The organism is Streptomyces sp. NPDC057565 (assembly GCF_042801455.1).
Classification (GTDB): domain Bacteria; phylum Actinomycetota; class Actinomycetes; order Streptomycetales; family Streptomycetaceae; genus Streptomyces; species Streptomyces yanii.
This window is the reverse complement of sequence record NZ_JBHVFU010000014.1, coordinates 65,615-83,379: the sequence shown is the minus strand read 5'-3', so window position 1 is coordinate 83,379 and position 17,765 is coordinate 65,615. Positions and strand designations below refer to the sequence as shown.

Genomic DNA, 17,765 nt, shown 5'->3' with positions numbered 1-17,765 from the left:
TCTTCGTAGAGGCCAACTTGCCCCATGCGCCCGAGTTCGACGTCCTGGAAGTAGTTCCTGAGCCCCTTGGGGCATGCGAGTTCTTCGTGTTTCCAGCAGACGTTTACTGCGGTGGCGAGGACAGTGTTTGCGTCGACCGCCGCGGCACCTCTGGTCTTGTATATTTTCTGTATGTCCTGGTTGTAGGCGTTTATCCAAGCATCCTCGCCAGCGTTGGACAGAGCCTGGCGAACTGCAGTCTGAACTGCTTGCTGAGCGCCACGTGCTTTGTCGCGCTCTCTCGCTATGTCTCCCTCATCGTTACCCTTCGACTTCGGCTTCGGCTTCCGCGCCGGGGCACAGTGCCCCGTCCCGTCGTCTTCGCAGAGCCCTGTGGGGTCGCTGTAGTTGATGGGGTCGTTGTGGGTGTAGCTGTAGGCGGAGAGGTTTTGCGGGTCGTAGAGCCGCTGTGCTGATCTGAGCCCTCAGCCCGAACCGGCGACCAGTGCCTCGCCGAGCGGGGTGCGCCGGTAGAGCACCGACCGTCCGGACCGAGCGCGGACGAGCAGCCCCGCGCCTCGCAGGATGGCGAGGTGGTCTCCAACCGCGCCGGGTGCCATGGCGAGGCTTCGGGCCAGGTGGCTGGTGCTGGCCGGGGCGTCCAGCACCACCAGCAGCCGGGCTCGGGCCCGGCCGACCAGAGCGGTCAGCGCGTCCGGTTGGGGGACGGTCTCCTGTTCGCCCCACAGGGCGGCGGTGCCGCGGGCAGGATAGACCAAGGTCCTGGGCCAGGGGTCTTCCAGGTGGGCGGCGATATGCCCGACGAAGACCGAAGGGATCAGCAGGAGCCCGTCGCCGGCGAGGCGGACTGTTCCGCCTCGGAAGAAGCCGATCTCGATACCGCCGGCGCGCCAGGCGATGCCCGGGTGCAGGCTCTCGATGGTCGTGGACCATCCGTGTTCGCCGATCACACCCACCCGATGCACGACATCGCGCTCACAGATCGCGCGCAGTTGCGGCCAGTCCGTGGCGAGCAGCTCGTGCCATGCCTGGTCCATCGCCTCGGCGATCCTGGAGACGGCGTCCGTCGAGTCCAGCACCGCGCGCACGCGGGTATCGCGGGCGGACGGGCCGGTCGCGGTGGCGGCGAATTCGAGGCGGGCCGCTTCCAGCGGCGTGGCCCTGATCACGGCCAGGTCGTCCGCCCAGGTCTGGTTGAGGCCGCGCGGAGGCGGGGCGACGAAGTTCGGCCCGCCGTGCGGGGCCTGCAGAGCGAGGGCAGCGTCCAGTTCGGTCTCGCGGCGCAGCCGTTCAAAGGCCGGCAGGAGCCGGGCGGCCCAAGCTCGCGGCAGCGGCTGCCCCTGGCCGATGAGCGAGCGCAGCAGCAAGCAGAGGTCCAGCGCGGGCGACAGCGCGAAGCGGCTGCGCAGCAGATCCTCGACGGAGACTTCGAAGCGGAGCACCCCGGGATGCTACCGCGGGAAGACTATTCAGATTCGTCCAGCGACGAATCATTGGTGATGGGCGTGGCCGCACGGCGAGGCTGGGCGGCATGACCCCAACCGCCGAACCCGCGCAGGCCAGCCCCCGTGCCACCTACCGGGAGGTGCTGGCCGAGCCCCGATTCCGGCTGCTCTTCGCAACCCGCACCATCGCGATTACTGCGGACGCGCTACGGATCACCACGTTCTCGGTTCTGGTCTTCGCAGCCACCGGCTCCGCGCTGCTGAGCGCACTGGCCTTCGGCATCGGCTTCATCCCGCAGCTGTTCGGCTCGCTGCTGCTGGGCTCACTGGCCGACCAACTGCCGCCCCGCGCGCTCATCACCGGCGGCTACGCCCTGGAGTGCGCCGCCGCCCTGCTGATCGCCCTGGTGCGGATGCCGGTCGCGGCAAGCCTCGGTGTCGTGGCGCTGGTCGCCCTCGCCACACCGGTGTTCAGCGGCGCGTCGAGTCGGCTGGTCGCGCAGTCGCTGGAGGGCGATGCCTATGTACTGGGCCGTTCACTGAACAACATCGCTGCCTCCGGCGCGCAACTGCTCGGTCTGGCGCTGGGAGGAGCGACCGTGGCGGTACTCGGCCCGCACCGGGCGCTCGCGGTGAGCGCCGCCCTCTACCTCGGCTGCGCGCTCGCCATCCGCATCCGGCTACCCCGACTACTGCCGGGAGAGCTCGACGGCACACCCGATAGCGCCCGGAGCGATGGCGGGGCCGTCCGGGCAAGCCTGCACGGCGCCGGCCTGCTGCTGCGCGGACACACGGTACGACGACTGATGCTGGCCCAATGGCTGCCGCCCGCGTTCGTGGCGGGCGCGGAAGGCCTGATCGTCGCCTATGCGGGAGGACGCCACTTCGCGCCCGGCTGGTACGCGGTGCTGATGGGCTGTCTGCCGGTCGGCATGCTCGTCGGTGACCTGCTGGTGGGCCGTCTGCTGCGGCCGCCCACCCGGGAGCGACTGGTAGTCCCGCTGATTGCGCTGATGGGACTGCCGCTGGTCGCCTTCGCTGCCGAGCCCGGTGTGGGCGTCTCATCCTGTCTTCTCCTGCTCTGCGGCTTCGGATTCGCCTACGGTCTCGGCCTGCAACGGCCGTTCCTGGACGCCCTGCCGCAGGACGGCCAGGGCCAGGCCTTCGGTCTGCTCGGCTCCGGCGGCATGACACTGCAGGGCGTCGGGCCGGCCTGTTTCGGCGCGGCGGCCGCAGTCATCGGAACAGGCGGCGCAATCGCCCTGGCAGGCGGCGCGGCGGCGCTTACCGCCGGCTGGATTCTCACCTGGCACCCGCCCACCACCCCGGTCCCCGTCCCGAACTACTCAACGGGATCAGAGAACGGCACCGACCGGCATGCGTGTGGTTCTCCTGCGCAGTAACCGTCGCAGGTCGGGCCGGCCACGAGCCGTCACGCACCCCGCCCCCACCACCGCGTCTCTCTGACAGAGAATCACTCCCGGTAGCTCATTAGGAGTCCTACGCCTCGGCTCTGCCGGCCGTTGCGGACCACGTACGGGATCTTGAAAACACGAACAGCCCATGGAAGGTTCATGCCGCATGATCGATGAATTCGCGAAGGACAACCTGCACAGCAGACTGCGGCGGGACCGCAAGGCGCTGCTCTGGAAACTCGACGGCTTGTCCGAATACGACGCCCGCCGACCTCTGACAGCGACCGGAACCAACCTCCTCGGCCTGGTCAAACACGTGGCCACCGTCGAGGCCAGGTACTTCGGCGAGGTCTTCGACCGCCCTTCCCCGGAACCGCTGCCCCGGTGGCAGGACTCCGACGGCAGCGACCAGTGGGCGACCGAGGACGAGACCCGCGACCAGATCATCGAGTTCTACCGGCGCACGTGGGAACACTCGGACGCGACGATCAACGACCTTCCCCTCGACGCCCCCGGCCACGTGCCCTGGTGGCCCGAGCCCTATCCCAACACGAACCTGTTCGCCGTCCTGACCCATGTACTCAGCGAGACCGTCCGGCATGCCGGGCACGCCGACATCCTGCGCGAGGGCCTCGACGGCCGGACCGGGCTGCGCGCCGAACACGAGAAGCAGATCGACGAACAAGCCCGTGCAGCCCACTGCGCGAAGATCGAGCAGGCCGCCAGGTCGGCCGTACCAATCAAGGCTTAGTACAAGCGACCGTACAGATCACGGCAAGGGAGCGCGCGACTCAGATCATGGTGTGGTCCGGCTGCCACACCCTCATCTGTGAAGAGCCCAACTACTTCCGTCATGCCGTGGCGAAGTGGACCTTCAGCAAGCTGGATGCCTTCACCTGGTGGAGACTCGCCCACATGCTGCGGGCCCGCCACGGCGTCGAGAGTGCCTCGGGTCCAGGGGTGACGCGGGAGCCTGTGATCACACCTGTTAATGTTTAAAATTGAATTAGCCGCACGAGGCCCCACACCTCATTCCATGGAAAAAATCAGTACGAGGTAAGGCAAAAACTTCACTAAGGAGCCAGCTCAAATGAAGGCTGCACGCTACTACGACCGGGGCGACATCCGCATCGAGGACATCCCGGAGCCCACGGTCCTGCCGGGCACGGTGGGCATCGACATCGCGTACTGCGGCATCTGCGGCACCGACCTGCACGAGTACCTCGACGGACCGATCTTCGTCCCGCCGGCCGGCCACCCGCACCCGATCACCGGCGAGTCCGCCCCCGTGACACTCGGTCACGAGATGTCCGGCGTCGTGTACGCGGTGGGTGAGGGCGTCGAGGGTCTGAAGGCGGGCGACCATGTCGTCGTCGAGCCCTACATCCTGCACTCCGACGTCGACACCAGCGAGAACAACCCGAGGTATCACCTCTCGCCCGACATGAACTTCATCGGGCTGGGTGGCCGCGGCGGCGGGCTCGCGGAGAAGATCGTCGTCGAGCGCCGGTGGGTGCACCCGGTCGGCGACGTCCCGCTGGACCAGGCGGCCCTCATCGAGCCGCTGTCGGTGGCTTACCACGCGTTCGAGCGCTCGGGCGCGAAGGCGGGCGACTTCGCCCTTGTCGGCGGCGCCGGCCCCATCGGAATCCTCACCTGCGCGGTGCTCAAGGCCATGGGCGTCGAGGTCGCGGTCACCGAGCTCAGCTCCCTGCGTCGGCAGAAGGCGCTGGACACCAAGGTCGCCGACCACGTCATCGACCCCGCCGTCACCGACGTCGCCGAGGAGGTCCGGCGCCTCACCGGCGGCAAGGGCGCGGACGTCGCATTCGAGGCCACGTCCGTCAACGTCGTCCTCGACACGCTGTTCGACGCCGTCAGGCCGGGCGGCGTCATCACCGTCATCTCCATCTGGGGCAAGCCGGCGTCGCTGGACATGCAGAAGCTCGTCCTCAAAGAGGTCGACCTGCGCGGCACGATCGCCTACGTCAACTCCCACCCGCAGACCATCAAGCTGGTGCAGGAGGGCCGCATCGACCTGGCGCCGTTCATCACCAAGACGATCGGCCTGGACGGCCTCGTCAGCGACGGCTTCGACACCCTGATCCACCACAACGAGACAGCCGTCAAGATCCTGGTGGACCCCCGCCTCTGAAGTTCCCCCCGGGGTCAGGACAGCTTGATACTGGGACGTATGGGTCCCGGAGGAAGCAGTCCAGGTAGTGAGTAAGAAGAGCAATACGAGCAAGCGGTACACAGCCGAGTTCAAGAAGGATGCTGTTGAGCTCGTCCGTTCCTCTGGGCGGACGGTGGCCGAGGTCGCCCGGGAACTCGGGGTCAGTACCGAGGGCCTGCGGGGCTGGGTCAAGCAGGCGAAGGTCGACCGGGGCGAGGGGCCGGCGGGCGCTTTGACGACAGCGGAGCGCGAGGAGCTGGTCCGGCTGCGGCGCAAGGTCCGCGAGCAGGAGCAGACGATCGAGGTGCTGGGAAAAGCAACCGCCTTCTTCGCGCAGCAGAAGACGAAGTAGCCGCACGCTACGCGTTCGTCGACGCTGCGCGATCTTGGTGGCTAATCCCAACTGTCATGCCGCGAGGCGGAGTTGGAGTCTGGCGAGGTGGCTGTGGTTGGTGCGGTCGAGGGGGTGGCCGTTCCACCAGGCGTTGAGTCGGATGAGGTTGAGGGCGGTGGCGCTCGTGGTGTGGTCGAGGTGGGTCTTGGCAAGGCCGCGGTAGCGGGCTCGGCGCAGGCCGGTGGTGTGGGTGGCCTGGCGGATGGCGCCCTCGACACCGGCGCGGAGCGCATAGTCGCGCTGCCAGGTTCCGTCCTGTTGCTGGGCGCGGGCGGTGCGGATGGTCTCGGTGAGCTCACGGGGGTGGAGGCTGAGCCGGCGGCCCTTTCGTGAGCTGGTGCACTGCTCCTTGGCCGGGCAGGGGATGCAGTCCAGGGCGGCGAAGGCAACGACGGTCTTGGCCACGCCCTCCTGGACGACGTCGTTCCAGGTGGCGCTGATCTTTCCGGTCGGACAGACGGCTCGCTTGCGATCCCAGTCGATGGTGAAGTCGTCTGCGGCGAAGCCTTGTTGGGCCTTGGCCTGGCGGGAGGTGTCGAGCAGGACCGGGGTGACCAAGGCGATGCCGTAGTCCTTGGCGGACGAGACGATCAGGTCGGCGCTGGGGTAGCCGGAGTCGAGGTAGTGCCGGGCGGGCAGCAGGTGGCGGTGGCGAAAGGCCTGGTGGATCGTGTCCAGGGCTTTGCTGTCCGGCAGGGTGGAACAGGTGGTCGTGACGTTGGTGATCAGGTTCGGGCGAGTCGGCCGGTCGCCGTCGGCCTGCGGGTGGCAGGTCTCCGAGACGTGCAGCTTGTAGCCGTTCCAGAACAGGTCACGCTTGGCGGACCAGCGAGTGTCGGTGTCGTAGGGAGAGGCCAAGCGGGCCGGGGCGGGCGGCAGGCCGTCGCCGCCGCTCCCGGTCCGCTCGCGCTGCCGGATCCGCAGCCTGCCGGCCCGGTCGGCGGTGCGGGTGTAGTTCTGCACCAGCACGCACCGCAGGGTCTGCACCGCGGGCAGCTCGCGCAGCCACCCCGGCGAGGCGAGCGCGTAGAGGGCCTGCAGCAGCGTGTAACCGTCGGCGGCGTAGGCGAGCGCGAGTTCGTGCTGCTTGGTCTTGGAGGCAGGCAGTCGCCAGTTGTCGATCCGGTCTGCGTAGCGGTGGCTCCAGTCCTCCACCACCAGCACCTGGTCGACCCATTCGGGGCATGCGGCGGCCAGCGCGTTCAGGGTGGCGCGGACGCTCTCGCCGACCAACTCGAGTCGATTCAGATCCCGCACCGCGGCAACGATGTGCGTGGAGTCGGTGCGTTGGCTGCCGCCCGCCTGCACCAGATCCAGGGTCTGCAGGCGCTCCAGCAACAGGTCCAGTACACGTTCCTCCAGGCCGTGGGCGACGACACGCGAGCGGAACTCTGACAGCACGCTGTGGTCGAAGCCCGGATCCTCCAGGCCCAGGCCGAGTGCGTATTTCCAGGCGAGGTTCTCGCGAACCTCGTCAGCAGCCTGTCGATCGGTAAGGTTCGCGGACTTCTGCAGCACCGTGACCAGTGCCAGACGCCCCGGTGACCAGCCCGGCTTGCCCACCTGGCCGAACGCGCCAGCAAAGGCCGCGTCCGGGAACAGCTCCCCGAGCCGGTCACGAACCTGCACCGCCAGCGGTGCCTCCCGCCTGCCCCGATACATCGCCCTAATCGCCGCCGCGACCTGCGGATCCGGCTCAGGCCAGGACTGCGGCTGCATCGACACGACACACTCCGATCCCCAAGGAATCACGACGAGATCAACGATCAGCATGATCCTATCCGCTGGAGTCGTCGTTCCTCAGCGATCAACTCCGGCTCACAGCAGGTGAATTCGAATTAGCCACCAAGATCTTGCGCCTGCCGAAAACCTCATCCGCCCAGTTCAGGCGGCATGCTGGTACTCGTTGAGGATGCCGCCAAGTCGTTGGCGTCGTCGTATCTCGAGGCGGGCGATCTGCTCTGGATCGGTGATCGGCGTCGGCAAGGGGTGTAGCGGGCGGGCGTTGGCGATGCCTTGGTGGGGCCGGTGGGCGTTGTAGAAGTCTTCGAAATCGCGTAGCGCGTGGAGCAGATGTCGCTGGTTCCAGATCAGGGTGCGGTCCAGGAGCTCGCGTCGGCAGCTCTGCACCCAGCGCTCCATGATCGAGTTCATGCGCGGCATCCGTACTCCGCTGAGCACTACCTCGATCCCGGCATCGTTGAGGACGGCGTCGAACAAGGAGGGAAACTTCCCGTCCCGGTCCCGAATCAGGAACCTGGCCCGGCAGCCGGCGTCTTCGAGGTCCATGACGACGTTCTTCGCAGCTTGTGCCACCCACGCTGCGGTGGGGTGCGCGGTGGCGCCAAGGACCCGGATCCGGCGGCTGGCATGCTCGATCACCGCGAGTACATACATCCGTGCCCCGGACAAGGTGACCGTTTCCAGGAAGTCGCAGGCCAGCAGGGCGTCGGCTTGGGAGCGCAGGAAGTGAGCCCACGTGCTCGTAGCGCGCTCGGGTGCGGGGTCAATCCCGGCTTCCCGGAGGATCTCCCAGACAGTGGAGGCAGCCACAGTGACGCCCAGAACGAGGAGTTCGCCGTGGATACGGCGATACCCCCAGTGGGAGTTCTCGCGGGCGAGCCGCAGCACCAACAGCCGGATGGAGCGCACAGTCCGGGGCCTTCCCGGGCGCCCGGGCCGGGAGCGCGCGGCGTGGCGCCGTGCGATCAGATCGCGGTGCCAGCGCAGCACCGTGTCCGGACGCACCACCAGCCGTATCCTGCGCAGCACCCGTGAGGGAAAGCAGTGCAGCAACGCCGCCAGGAACGCGCGATCACTCGGTGAGAACCGAACCCTCTCGCCACCGAGTTGACGCTCCAAGACCGTGATCTGGTGGCGCAGGGCGAGGATCTCCGCGTCTTTGTCCCGGTCGCTCATGGGCAGGAGGCGTAGCACGGCGAAAGCGTTCGTCACGGTCAGGTAAGCCAGTCGCAGCAGCACGATGGGCCATCATGCCGGGTGATTTTCAGCCGTGCGAGGAGTACCGATGCGAGCGTCCGTGCTTGAGAACCCGCGCACCGTGCACACCGGCTCCCACCTGGACGGATGAGGTTTTCGGCAGGCGCAGGATCCTGGTGGTTAATTGGCGCAGCGTCACAGCAGCGGGTCGTGGCGTCCCGAATCCTGTCTGGTTTGTCGGCAATGCGGGTGCGCTCGCTTCGACGCCTTCGGTGCCTGGATACGCTGAGTAATTAACCACCAGGGTCGCGCAGGGTTCCGACAACCTCTTGGCCGGGCGGACATCATGGCGGCGAACGAGATCCTGTGACGGCCGCGGGCCTGCAAGCGTGCCTGGTGGAATCGCGCCCGCCGGCCGTCGGAACGGACGGTCCGCTGCCACCGATCTCAGGGCGTCCGACTTGACACACAAGACGACCGTTCATATTCTTCAACGTGAGAGAAAGGGAGTTCGAATGCCCAGGCCCAGCGTTCGTGAGCAGTTGGTCGAGGCCGCCATGGAGTGTTTCCACGAGCGCGGCTTCAACGGCACAGGGATCCAGGACATCGCCCGCACGGCCGGTGTTCCCAAGGGGTCGGTGTACAACCACTTCGAGAACAAGGAAGCCCTTGCCAGCGAGGTCATGGACCGCTACGCCGCCTCCCGCAGGTTGGAGATGCTGGGGGACGAGAACCTGCCGCCCGTGTCACGGCTGCGCGCCCATTTTGATTACCTCGCCGCGGATCTGGAGCGCTTCTCCTACGGGCGTGGGTGCATGTTCGGGAACTTCGGGGGGGAGCTAGCGAACCAGAGCGACACCATGCGCGGCAACGTCGACTCCCGTCTGAATCTCTGGACCTCCGCTGTCACACAGGTCCTCGAGGAAGCCCGTGCGGCGGGCGCGCTCACGGTCTCCCTCACCCCTGGCCAGCTGGGGCAGTTCCTCGTCAATGCGTGGGAAGGCGCGGTACTGCGGGCCAAGGTGACCCGAAGCCGGGCCCCGCTGGACGACTTCTTCAACGTCTTCGACTCCTTCGTCGCCTGAAGCCCTGCCCAGAGGTCGGTGCTCTTGATGAAACCTTTGCCGAGCAGGACCGCGCCGGAAACAGGCAGTGCTGGCAGCGAAGTTCGAGACGACCCTGCCGCATCTCGATGAGCGTCAGCGTCGCCTGCTGCTGGGAGAGGGAGGCGCGGTCGATCAGGTACGGCGGCATCAGGCTGGTCGCGCGGGCTGTTGACGGTACGGGAGGCGTGACGGCACTCGACACACCATCAACTACGCTGGCCACAGCCGCATGAGTCGTGTCCAAGGTCAAGGGTCAAGCCCTCCTCCAGGGCACACTTGCGCGGAACTTGAACACGATACTCTCAAGGACCTGGCGGTGATCACGCCACCTGCCCCGGGCGCGGCCCATCGGCGGCAGTAGCGGCTCGATCACCGCCCACTCGGCGTCAGGTATCTCCCCATCCCTCACGACCAGTCCAGCGATCGGATGATCGGAAAGATACTCCCTACTTGGGCCAGGAACGTGCGGGAGTCAGGTCCTGGCCGCCTCGCTGTTGCGTCATGACCGATTGTGGATCACGCCGCCCAGGACGGAATGTCCTGCTCCGCCCAAATGCATTTGCCATCGTGGAGGTAGCGGGCGCCCCAGCGCAAGGAGACAGCCGAGATCAGTTGCAGGCCGCGACCACCTTCGTCGGTGTATGTGGCCTTGCGGATACGAGGGGTGGTCAGGCTTCCGTCGTAGACCTCGCAGATAAGGGAGCGGCTGTACATCAGGCGCAGACGAATGGGGCCCTTCGCATGCCGTATCACATTGCCGACCATCTCGCTCACCAGTAGCTCGGTGGTCATGACGAGGTCATCAAGACCCCATCCGTCCAGCTGCTCACGAACATATGCACGAGCCTGTCCGGCCGCCTGGGGACTGTCGGGCAGGTTGCAGACGGCAATGTGATCGGCACAGGTGCCTCGCGTGTGGGCGATCAAAAGAGCTGCGTCGTCGGTCGTCCGCTCATGGTCGGGGACCAGCGCCGAGATGACCGTGTCGCACAGAGCCTCCAACCGCCGGGGCTCATCGCGTACGTCTCCAGGCCTGGCGTAGGGAAACTGGGCCGCCACGCTGGCCAATGTCTGCCGCAACTGGGCCACTCCCTGGCCGAAGTCGCGAGAAGCGGATTCGACCAAGCCGTCGGTGTACAAAACCAGCAAGCTCTCTTCCGGCAAGCAGAGTTCATGCAATGCGAACGGCGGAGCTGCAGCACCCAGAGGCGGGTCTGGGACCGTTTGGGCGGTGTGGACCTCCCCATCGGGTCGGACGACCAGTGGCGGGGGGTGACCGGCCAGGGAGAACGAGCATGTCCGGGTGACCGGGTCGAAGATGGCATACAAACAGGTGGCGTAGAAGTCCTCGCCCAGGTCACTGACTAGGTCGTTGAGATGTCCCAGCAGCTCGTCGGCCGGCATGTCCAGGTCGGCGAGTGTACGGACCGCAGTACGGAGTCGGCCCATGGTGGCCGCTTCCGTGATCCCGTGCCCCATGACATCGCCGATCACCAGGGCGACCCGGTCCGCAGACAAGGGAATCACGTCGTACCAGTCTCCGCCGACCTCCTCACCCCTGCCTGCAGGCAGGTAGCGGGCTGCGGCACATACCGCAGGGAGGCTGGGCAGTTCCCGAGGCAGCAAACCGCGCTGAAGTTCCTGCGCGCGGGCGTGTTCCACATCGTACAGACGAGCGCGTTCCAGTGCCTGGCCGATCAGACCGCTCAGCGCCGTCAGCAAGGCACGTTCCTGCTCATCGCGGAATGACCTCGGTCGGCGGAAGGCAACCACGCATACACCGATGGAGCGCCCAGAGGCGATCAGCGGAAGGAACACCCACGCCTCCATCGGGGACAGACGCGACCCACGCCACGTCGGCCAGAGCCGGCGGCACTCCGCACGCGTTTCGACGAACAAGGGGGTACCGGCGCGTAGCACGTCAGGGACCGGGGCATGTTCGGTGAGCGGCAACCCGTGCAGCACCATATCGAGGTACTCCTGCGGGTATCCGGTAGACCCGACCACGTACACTCGGCCGCCTTCGAGCGAATAGACGATCAGACCGTCAGCGCCGAAGGGAGGCATCACGTAATCCGCGACAGCCTCAACGACGTCGTGCGAGGTGAGCGCCTCGGCTAGCGCCGCGGTCAGCTCACCCATGCGGACGGTCCGCTCCGCGCTGGCCTCATCGATGCCTGGTGGCGTGCCGCGCACACCCTCCAAGTGCGCGGCGATCCAAGCGGCCACCGAGCCCAGAATCGAGCGCTGCAGTTCATCCGGCTCGCCAGACGCCGCGGTGAGCACGCACAGCACACCCATCGGCCCGTCGGCACCGAGTATGGGCACCGCCGCCGCGCCGCTCGCCCCAATTCCGAGACTGTCGTCACCCACCCAGGTGAAGCGCCCGCTCCGTAGGGCCCGGGCGGGCACCACATCCTGTTCATCGTGCAGTTCCGCCCATGCCTCGGTTGTGCCTGGGGCAAGCCCTTCCACCGTCATGAGATATAGGCGGGCAGAACCCGGGTCCCATCGGTACACCAAGCCCCCCAAGCCCCCAAGAAACGCCGTCACGTGCCGGACGGCCAACGCGAGCGTCTCCGTTTCAGCCGCCCACCGACCAACATCCCAGGTTGCCGCAGCGCCGAACGACGCCAGCTCCGCCCGCTCGGCCTGGTGCGCAAGACTGTTACGCACAGGCGAAACCTCCTGCCTGAGGGCCCTGGCACGCACCCTTGGGCCGAGGCAGCGGCCACGGCCAGCACAAAATGCCTTCTACCCCCATTAACAGTAACTCTGCTGCCATTCACACACCATGGTTGCTCAACCACACACACCCTGGTTGCTCGACCACACACCATGGTTACTCGACCCGGTTTGTCGGCAACAGGCACTGCGGACGGCCGATTAACGTAGGGCCGCGCTGCAATCGCATGCGCTTTCTGGAGCTGCACGTCGGTGATCTGGTCTTCGTTGACCCCCGCACTTGTAGGGGGTGGGCGGTGATCCTCTAGGCAACCGTCTGATGGACGCCCTGCCCATCAACGCCTTCATCCACCCTGCTGCCCTGCCCATCAACAAGATCGCAGTGTTGCGCCGATCACTTGAAGGCGGTCTGTAAAGCGGTGGCATCGGGCTCGTTCAGCTCGCGCCATGGGCACCGGTGCAAATCCCCACACGTACGCCCCGGGCCGGCACTATGCCCGTCGCCGGTGCGGGTTCAGCCCGCCAATCGCGCCGCGAAACCCGGGGTCGGGCGCGTGCGAGGCCAGCCGGATGACCGATGTAGGGCTCCGTCGTGAACCGGAAGCTCAGCAGGGGCGACCGACCCGGTCGTCGCAGCCCAGCGGGTCTCGATGAGGGCGTTCTCTTGCGTTTGGGCCGATCCACTCCTAGCATTTAATACGACCGGTCATATTGGACTGGCTGGAACTAGGAGGACCCCCTCATGTCTGACCTTCTCGACACCGTCATCGCCGCCCACGGCGGCCTCGACCGCTGGCGCTCCGCTACTCGAATCACGGCCGAGGTGCAGGCTGGCGGCGCACTGTGGGGCCTCAAGGGCCAGCCCGGGGTGCTCGACCGGTACAGCATCTCCCTCGACCCGCACCGGCAGTCGGCCACCCTCGCGCCCTTTGCGGGGCCCGAGTTGCGCGCGGCGTACACCCCTGACCGGGTCGCGATCGAGTCCCTCGACGGCCAGGTTACGGAGGAGCGTATCCGGCCGCGGGAGTCCTTCGCCGGGCACACGCTCGAGACGCCGTGGGATCGTCTGCACGCGGCGTATTTCGCCGGGTATGCCATGTGGACCTATCTGACGGAGCCCTTCGTCTTCGCCGAGCCGGACTTCACCGCCACGGAGATCGAGCCGTGGGAGGAGAACGGCGAGACCTGGCGGCGCCTGCAGGTGACCTTCCCCGACCGCATCGCCACCCACAGCCGGGTGCAGACCTATTACATCGACGCCAAGGGCCTCATCCGGCGCCATGACTACCGGCCCGACGTGTTCGGTGCCGCCGACCGCGACTCGGCGCACTACACGTGGGAGCACCGGACGTTCGGCGGGCTCGTCTTCCCGACCAGGCGCTCGGTGCACCTCACCGACGAGCACAACCAGAAGGTTGCCGAACCGGTGATCATCTCCATCGATCTCACCGACATCACGGTCTCGTGAAGCGATGGACGTCTACCCGACAAGGCCCGGACGAGGACAAGAGGATGTCATGAGCGGCTATCGCGCCATCGAGGCGACCGCTGGCGGTGATTTCACCCTTGTCGAGCGAAAGTTCGAGCCGCCGGGGGCAGGACAGGTCCGGATCGCGGTCGAGGCGTGCGGGGTCTGCCACAGCGACGTGGCCGGGATCATGAACATGACCGGCAGTCGGCCGTCCGGTGTACCCGTGGTGCCCGGACACGAGGTCATCGGCAGGATCGACGCGGTCGGTGACGGTGTTTCTGGTTGGCGTGTCGGGCAGCGGGTCGGTGTGGGCTACCTTGGCGGGCACTGCGGCGAGTGCGCGATGTGCCGTCGCGGGGAATTCGTGTACTGCACCGACCAACCGGTGCTGGGAGACAGTCAGCAGGGTGGGTACGCCGAGTACCTCACGGCCCGGACGTCGGGTCTCGTCGCGGTGCCGGACGACATACCGGCGGCCGAGTTGGCCCCGCTGATGTGTGCGGGCCTGACGGTGCATCACGCACTGATGTCCTCGACCGCGCGCACGGGTGACCTCGTCGCCGTCCAGGGCATCGGCGGCCTGGGACACCTCGGGATCCAGTACGCGCGCGCCTTGGGGTTCCAGGTGGCGGCGATCGCGCGTGGTCGAGGCAAGAAGGAGCTCGCGCTTCGGCTCGGGGCGCATCACTACATCGATTCCGCCGAGGGCGACCCGGGGCAGGCACTGCAGGAACTGGGTGGGGCCAGGGTCGTTCTCGCCACCGCCAGCAGTGGCGCCTCGATGTCGCCGCTGGTCGGGGGGCTTGCCGTCCGCGGGCAGCTGGTCGTCGTGGGCGTGGCGCAGGACCCGATCGAGGTGGGCACCGTGCCGCTCATCTTCGGTGCCCGATCGATAGTCGGCTCGTTGACTGGCACACCTCGCGACAACGAGGACAACGTCGGCTTCGCCCACGCCCACGGCATCCGCCCGATGGTCGAGACCGTTCCCTTGGAGCAGGCCGGAGAGGCGTATGCACGGATGATGTCCGGCGACGCGCGCTTTCGGATGGTGCTCGAGGTCGGTCGCTGACGCGGCCGTGTGCGGCGGTCCGGGCGGAAACGCTCTCCCCGCACGGCACGTGACACCCAACTTTTTGTACGGAGATCAAGACGATGGACATAGCTGAGTACGATAAATTCCTCATCGACGGCGCGTGGCAGGCCCCGGCAACCACGGACCGCATCGAGGTGACTTCGGCCAACACCGGCCGACCGATCGGCAGTGTCCCGGCCGCGTCGAAGCGGGACATCGACGCGGCCGTGGCAGCGGCCAGGCGCGCGTTCGACGACCCGAGCGGTTGGGCACACTGGGCGCCGAAGGACCGGGCGGCGGCGATACTGCGACTGGCCGACGCTCTCGCGGCGCGTTCGGACCGCACGGCCGAACTCGTCTCCGCCCAGGTGGGCATGCCGATCAACACCGCGAAGTCGTTCGAGGGCTCCGTGCCCGAGAAGCTCCTGCGGTTCTACGCGTCGATGATCATGCAGACGCCGTCGGACGACCTGCGCGGCGAAACGCTCGTCACCCGCAGGCCCCTCGGCGTGGTCGCCGCGATCACACCGTGGAACTTCCCTGAGGTCCTGGCGTTCTTCAAGCTCGCGCCCGCACTCGCGGCCGGCTGCACCGTGGTCATGAAGCCCTCGTCGGACGCGGTCCTGGACGCCGGGGTCCTCGCCGAAGCTGTCATCGAGGCCGGCCTTCCCCCAGGCATCCTCAACATCGTGCCGGCCGGCCGCGAGATCGGCTCCTACCTGGTCACCCACCCGGGAGTCGACCAGATCTCGTTCACCGGATCCACCCCGGTCGGCCAGGACATTGCCACCAACGCCGGGAAGCTGCTGCGCCGCGTCACCCTCGAACTGGGCGGAAAGTCTGCCGCCGTCATCCTCGATGACGCAGACCTCGAGTCGAACCAGGCGGCCATGTTCGGGGCGAGTCTGCTCAACAACGGACAGACTTGCTTCGCCGGCACCCGCATCCTCGCCCCGTCCAGCAGGTACAACGAAGTCGTCGACTTCTACACCGCACTCACGGAATCGGCCCGCATCGGCAACTCCCTCGACCCCGCGACCCAGATCGGCCCCATGGTCAGCGCCCGGCAGCAGGAGCGAGTCGAGTCCTACATCGCCAAGGGCATCAGCGACGGAGCCCGCCTGACCACCGGTAAAAAGCGGCCCACCGGACTCGACGGCCTTGAGGGCGGCCATTTCGTCGCGCCGGCCATCTTCGCCGACGTGGACAACAGCACCACGATCGCTCAGGAAGAGATCTTCGGTCCCGTGCTGGCGATCGTGCGCTACGAGGATGACGCCGACGCCATCCGGCTGGCCAACCAATCCATCTACGGACTCGGCGGCTCGGTGTGGAGCAGCGACCACGACCGCGCACTCGGCGTCGCACGGCAGATCGACAGCGGCACCATCGGGATCAACGGCTATCAGATCGACGTCAACGCTCCTTACGGCGGCGTCAAGGACAGCGGGATGGGCCGCGAGCTGGGCCCCGAAGCCCTCCTGGAATACACGGAACCGAAAGCCATCTACCTGTCCCCCCGCATGACCGCCGACAACGCGGGATAGCTACCGTCCAGCGTCACCACTACTGCACGGTCCTGATCAGCGCTCTCAGCGGGCAGTGGATCAAAAATGCTCGAGTGCGCCCGCCGTCTGCAGCCGGCCCTGGACACCATCAAGCACTGCGCCCGCGCCGAACAGCCCGAGCGGATGCTCCGGTGGCCGAGTACCGTCCCACCCTCGTCGCCCTCTACCGCGACCACCTATGCCGACGCCGCAACGAGGAGCCCGGCACGCCCGTCAAGCACCTCCTCGAAGAGGTCAGGACCCTCGATCACACCGGCACCCTCAACCTGCTGCACACACACATCAACCAAGGCCGCGTCGAAGTCGACCGCAGCTTCCCACCCCTGAACAAGAGGACGAGGCTCTCCCATGAAGTCACTGGCCAGCGGGACCGCGCCGGTGGACACACACCCGACCACCTCCTCGCCTGACACAGCGGTCGCCCCCGGTGAGGGCGACCGGAGGCGAGGGCGGCGGTCCAAGCGCATCGGACTGCTCTCCGTCTCGCTCGGCACCGCCGGTCTCGGCGGCGCGTGGCAGACCGCAGCGGTGGCCGTGTCCGCTCCCCTCGGGGTCAGCGACGGGCTCTTCGTGGTCAGCGGGCTGGTATGGCTGGTGCTTCTGGCCGAGTACGTACGCCACGGCGGAGCGCGCTGGTCGAACCTCATAAACGATCTGCGACATCCGGGGCAGGGCTTCGCACTCGCTTATGTCCCCATCATTGGCATGCTCTTCACCGCGCACTTCTCCCGGTTCGGAATGGACGTCGCACGCTGGGCGTACGCGGTGTTCGCCGTGGTCACCGCAGTGATCGCGGCCAGATTGCTGGCCCACTGGCTCACCGGAACGCTCAGCTCCTCCCCGCTCCACCCGGGCTATCTGCTGCCGGTGTCGTCGGGACCCTTCATCGCCAGCATCGCCGCGACCACGCTGGGGCTCCCCGAGGTCGCGGAGGGCGCCTTCGCGGTCGGACTGCTGTACTGGCTCGCCTTCGGGACGGTCATACTCAGCAGCCTGGTGGCGAACACCCTGCCGGTGCCGGCCCGGCCGACTCTGGCCGTATTCGGCATCCCGCCGACCGTGGGCGGTCTGGCCTGGATGGCCGCACACCCCGGCCCGGTCGATGCCGTCGGACACGGGTTCGCCGGCCTGGTCGCCTTCACCATCCTCATCATCGTCTTTCTGCTGCCCCACCTGCGGCAGCAGTCGTTCGGCACCGGTTTCTGGATCTACTCCTTCCCCGTCGCCGCGACCGCCAATTTCGTCATCCGCTATGTACACGGCGCCGATGTACCCGCCTCGCGACCAATCGCCTGGGCAATACTCAGTGCAGCAAGTCTGACGTTCGCGGCGCTAGCCGTCGCCACAGCGGTTCACGCCTTGACGAGCAGGCGCCACTCATAGCCGAAACCGAGACCGCCCGGCGATGGCACGGTGGGGTCGGTCGATCTCCGCCCGCCCCGGACCACCGGCAAACCTTTCCGACGCTCAACTCTCCCTGCAATCACAGGCTC

At 67.1% G+C, this 17,765-nt stretch carries 15 protein-coding genes and 1 pseudogene; 11 read left to right on the top strand and 5 right to left on the bottom strand.

What is annotated here, in order from left to right; genetic code table 11:
* Nucleotides 1-464 precede the first annotated feature (464 nt).
* A complete protein-coding gene (locus ACFU8W_RS24590) occupies nucleotides 465-1,442 on the bottom strand; it encodes an ArsR/SmtB family transcription factor (RefSeq protein WP_384040973.1) in 978 nt (325 codons plus the stop codon).
* An 89-nt stretch (nucleotides 1,443-1,531) separates the two neighbouring features.
* On the opposite strand from ACFU8W_RS24590, the gene ACFU8W_RS24585 reads away from it, so the two are divergent.
* The 5 genes from ACFU8W_RS24585 to ACFU8W_RS24565 all read left to right on the top strand — a co-directional run bounded on the left by ACFU8W_RS24585 (nucleotide 1,532) and on the right by ACFU8W_RS24565 (nucleotide 5,388).
* Nucleotides 1,532-2,848, top strand: a complete 1,317-nt coding sequence (locus ACFU8W_RS24585; RefSeq protein ID WP_384040970.1) for an MFS transporter — start codon at nucleotides 1,532-1,534, stop codon at nucleotides 2,846-2,848.
* 178 nt (nucleotides 2,849-3,026) lie between these two features.
* Entirely contained in the window at nucleotides 3,027-3,611 is a 585-nt protein-coding gene (locus ACFU8W_RS24580; RefSeq protein WP_384040967.1) for a DinB family protein, read from the top strand.
* 47 nt (nucleotides 3,612-3,658) lie between these two features.
* Complete coding sequence (locus tag ACFU8W_RS24575; protein WP_384040964.1) at nucleotides 3,659-3,859, top strand: group II intron maturase-specific domain-containing protein; 201 nt, start codon at nucleotides 3,659-3,661, stop codon at nucleotides 3,857-3,859.
* Between the two features lie 91 nt (nucleotides 3,860-3,950).
* Complete coding sequence (locus tag ACFU8W_RS24570; protein ID WP_384040961.1) at nucleotides 3,951-5,015, top strand: 2,3-butanediol dehydrogenase; 1,065 nt, start codon at nucleotides 3,951-3,953, stop codon at nucleotides 5,013-5,015.
* A gap of 67 nt (nucleotides 5,016-5,082) precedes the next feature.
* On the top strand, nucleotides 5,083-5,388 hold the full coding sequence (locus ACFU8W_RS24565) for a transposase (RefSeq protein WP_266992109.1): 306 nt from the start codon (nucleotides 5,083-5,085) through the stop codon (nucleotides 5,386-5,388).
* Nucleotides 5,389-5,442: 54 nt separating this feature from the next.
* On the opposite strand, the gene ACFU8W_RS24560 is transcribed toward ACFU8W_RS24565, so the two are convergent.
* Nucleotides 5,443-7,203 carry an IS1182 family transposase gene (locus ACFU8W_RS24560; RefSeq protein ID WP_384040958.1) on the bottom strand — a complete coding sequence of 587 codons (1,761 nt, stop codon included), beginning with the start codon at nucleotides 7,201-7,203 and terminating at the stop codon, nucleotides 5,443-5,445.
* Between the two features lie 111 nt (nucleotides 7,204-7,314).
* The gene (locus ACFU8W_RS24555) at nucleotides 7,315-8,412 is read right to left on the bottom strand and encodes an integrase core domain-containing protein (RefSeq protein ID WP_384040955.1); all 1,098 of its coding nucleotides are present in this window, start codon (nucleotides 8,410-8,412) and stop codon (nucleotides 7,315-7,317) included.
* Between the two features lie 473 nt (nucleotides 8,413-8,885).
* On the opposite strand from ACFU8W_RS24555, the gene ACFU8W_RS24550 reads away from it, so the two are divergent.
* A complete protein-coding gene (locus tag ACFU8W_RS24550) occupies nucleotides 8,886-9,455 on the top strand; it encodes a TetR family transcriptional regulator C-terminal domain-containing protein (protein ID WP_384040952.1) in 570 nt (189 codons plus the stop codon).
* Nucleotides 9,456-9,729: 274 nt separating this feature from the next.
* Here ACFU8W_RS24550 and ACFU8W_RS24545 read toward each other — a convergent pair whose 3' ends face one another.
* Both ACFU8W_RS24545 and ACFU8W_RS24540 read right to left on the bottom strand, forming a co-directional pair.
* Nucleotides 9,730-9,885: a transposase gene (locus ACFU8W_RS24545; protein ID WP_384040949.1), complete on the bottom strand. Its 156-nt coding sequence runs from the start codon at nucleotides 9,883-9,885 to the stop codon at nucleotides 9,730-9,732.
* 107 nt (nucleotides 9,886-9,992) lie between these two features.
* The gene (locus ACFU8W_RS24540) at nucleotides 9,993-12,152 is read right to left on the bottom strand and encodes a SpoIIE family protein phosphatase (protein WP_384040946.1); all 2,160 of its coding nucleotides are present in this window, start codon (nucleotides 12,150-12,152) and stop codon (nucleotides 9,993-9,995) included.
* A 751-nt stretch (nucleotides 12,153-12,903) separates the two neighbouring features.
* On the opposite strand from ACFU8W_RS24540, the gene ACFU8W_RS24535 reads away from it, so the two are divergent.
* The 5 genes and pseudogenes from ACFU8W_RS24535 to ACFU8W_RS24515 all read left to right on the top strand — a co-directional run bounded on the left by ACFU8W_RS24535 (nucleotide 12,904) and on the right by ACFU8W_RS24515 (nucleotide 17,655).
* On the top strand, nucleotides 12,904-13,629 hold the full coding sequence (locus ACFU8W_RS24535) for a hypothetical protein (protein ID WP_384040944.1): 726 nt from the start codon (nucleotides 12,904-12,906) through the stop codon (nucleotides 13,627-13,629).
* A 49-nt stretch (nucleotides 13,630-13,678) separates the two neighbouring features.
* Nucleotides 13,679-14,701, top strand: a complete 1,023-nt coding sequence (locus ACFU8W_RS24530; protein ID WP_384040942.1) for an alcohol dehydrogenase catalytic domain-containing protein — start codon at nucleotides 13,679-13,681, stop codon at nucleotides 14,699-14,701.
* Nucleotides 14,702-14,784: 83 nt separating this feature from the next.
* Nucleotides 14,785-16,251 (top strand): aldehyde dehydrogenase, encoded by a 1,467-nt coding sequence (locus tag ACFU8W_RS24525; RefSeq protein WP_384040939.1) that lies wholly within the window; start codon nucleotides 14,785-14,787, stop codon nucleotides 16,249-16,251.
* Between the two features lie 66 nt (nucleotides 16,252-16,317).
* A pseudogene (locus ACFU8W_RS24520) lies at nucleotides 16,318-16,586 on the top strand (ISL3 family transposase); the annotation flags it as partial.
* A gap of 34 nt (nucleotides 16,587-16,620) precedes the next feature.
* On the top strand, nucleotides 16,621-17,655 hold the full coding sequence (locus ACFU8W_RS24515; RefSeq protein ID WP_384040935.1) for a hypothetical protein: 1,035 nt from the start codon (nucleotides 16,621-16,623) through the stop codon (nucleotides 17,653-17,655).
* The last annotated feature ends 110 nt before the right edge of the window (nucleotides 17,656-17,765 follow it).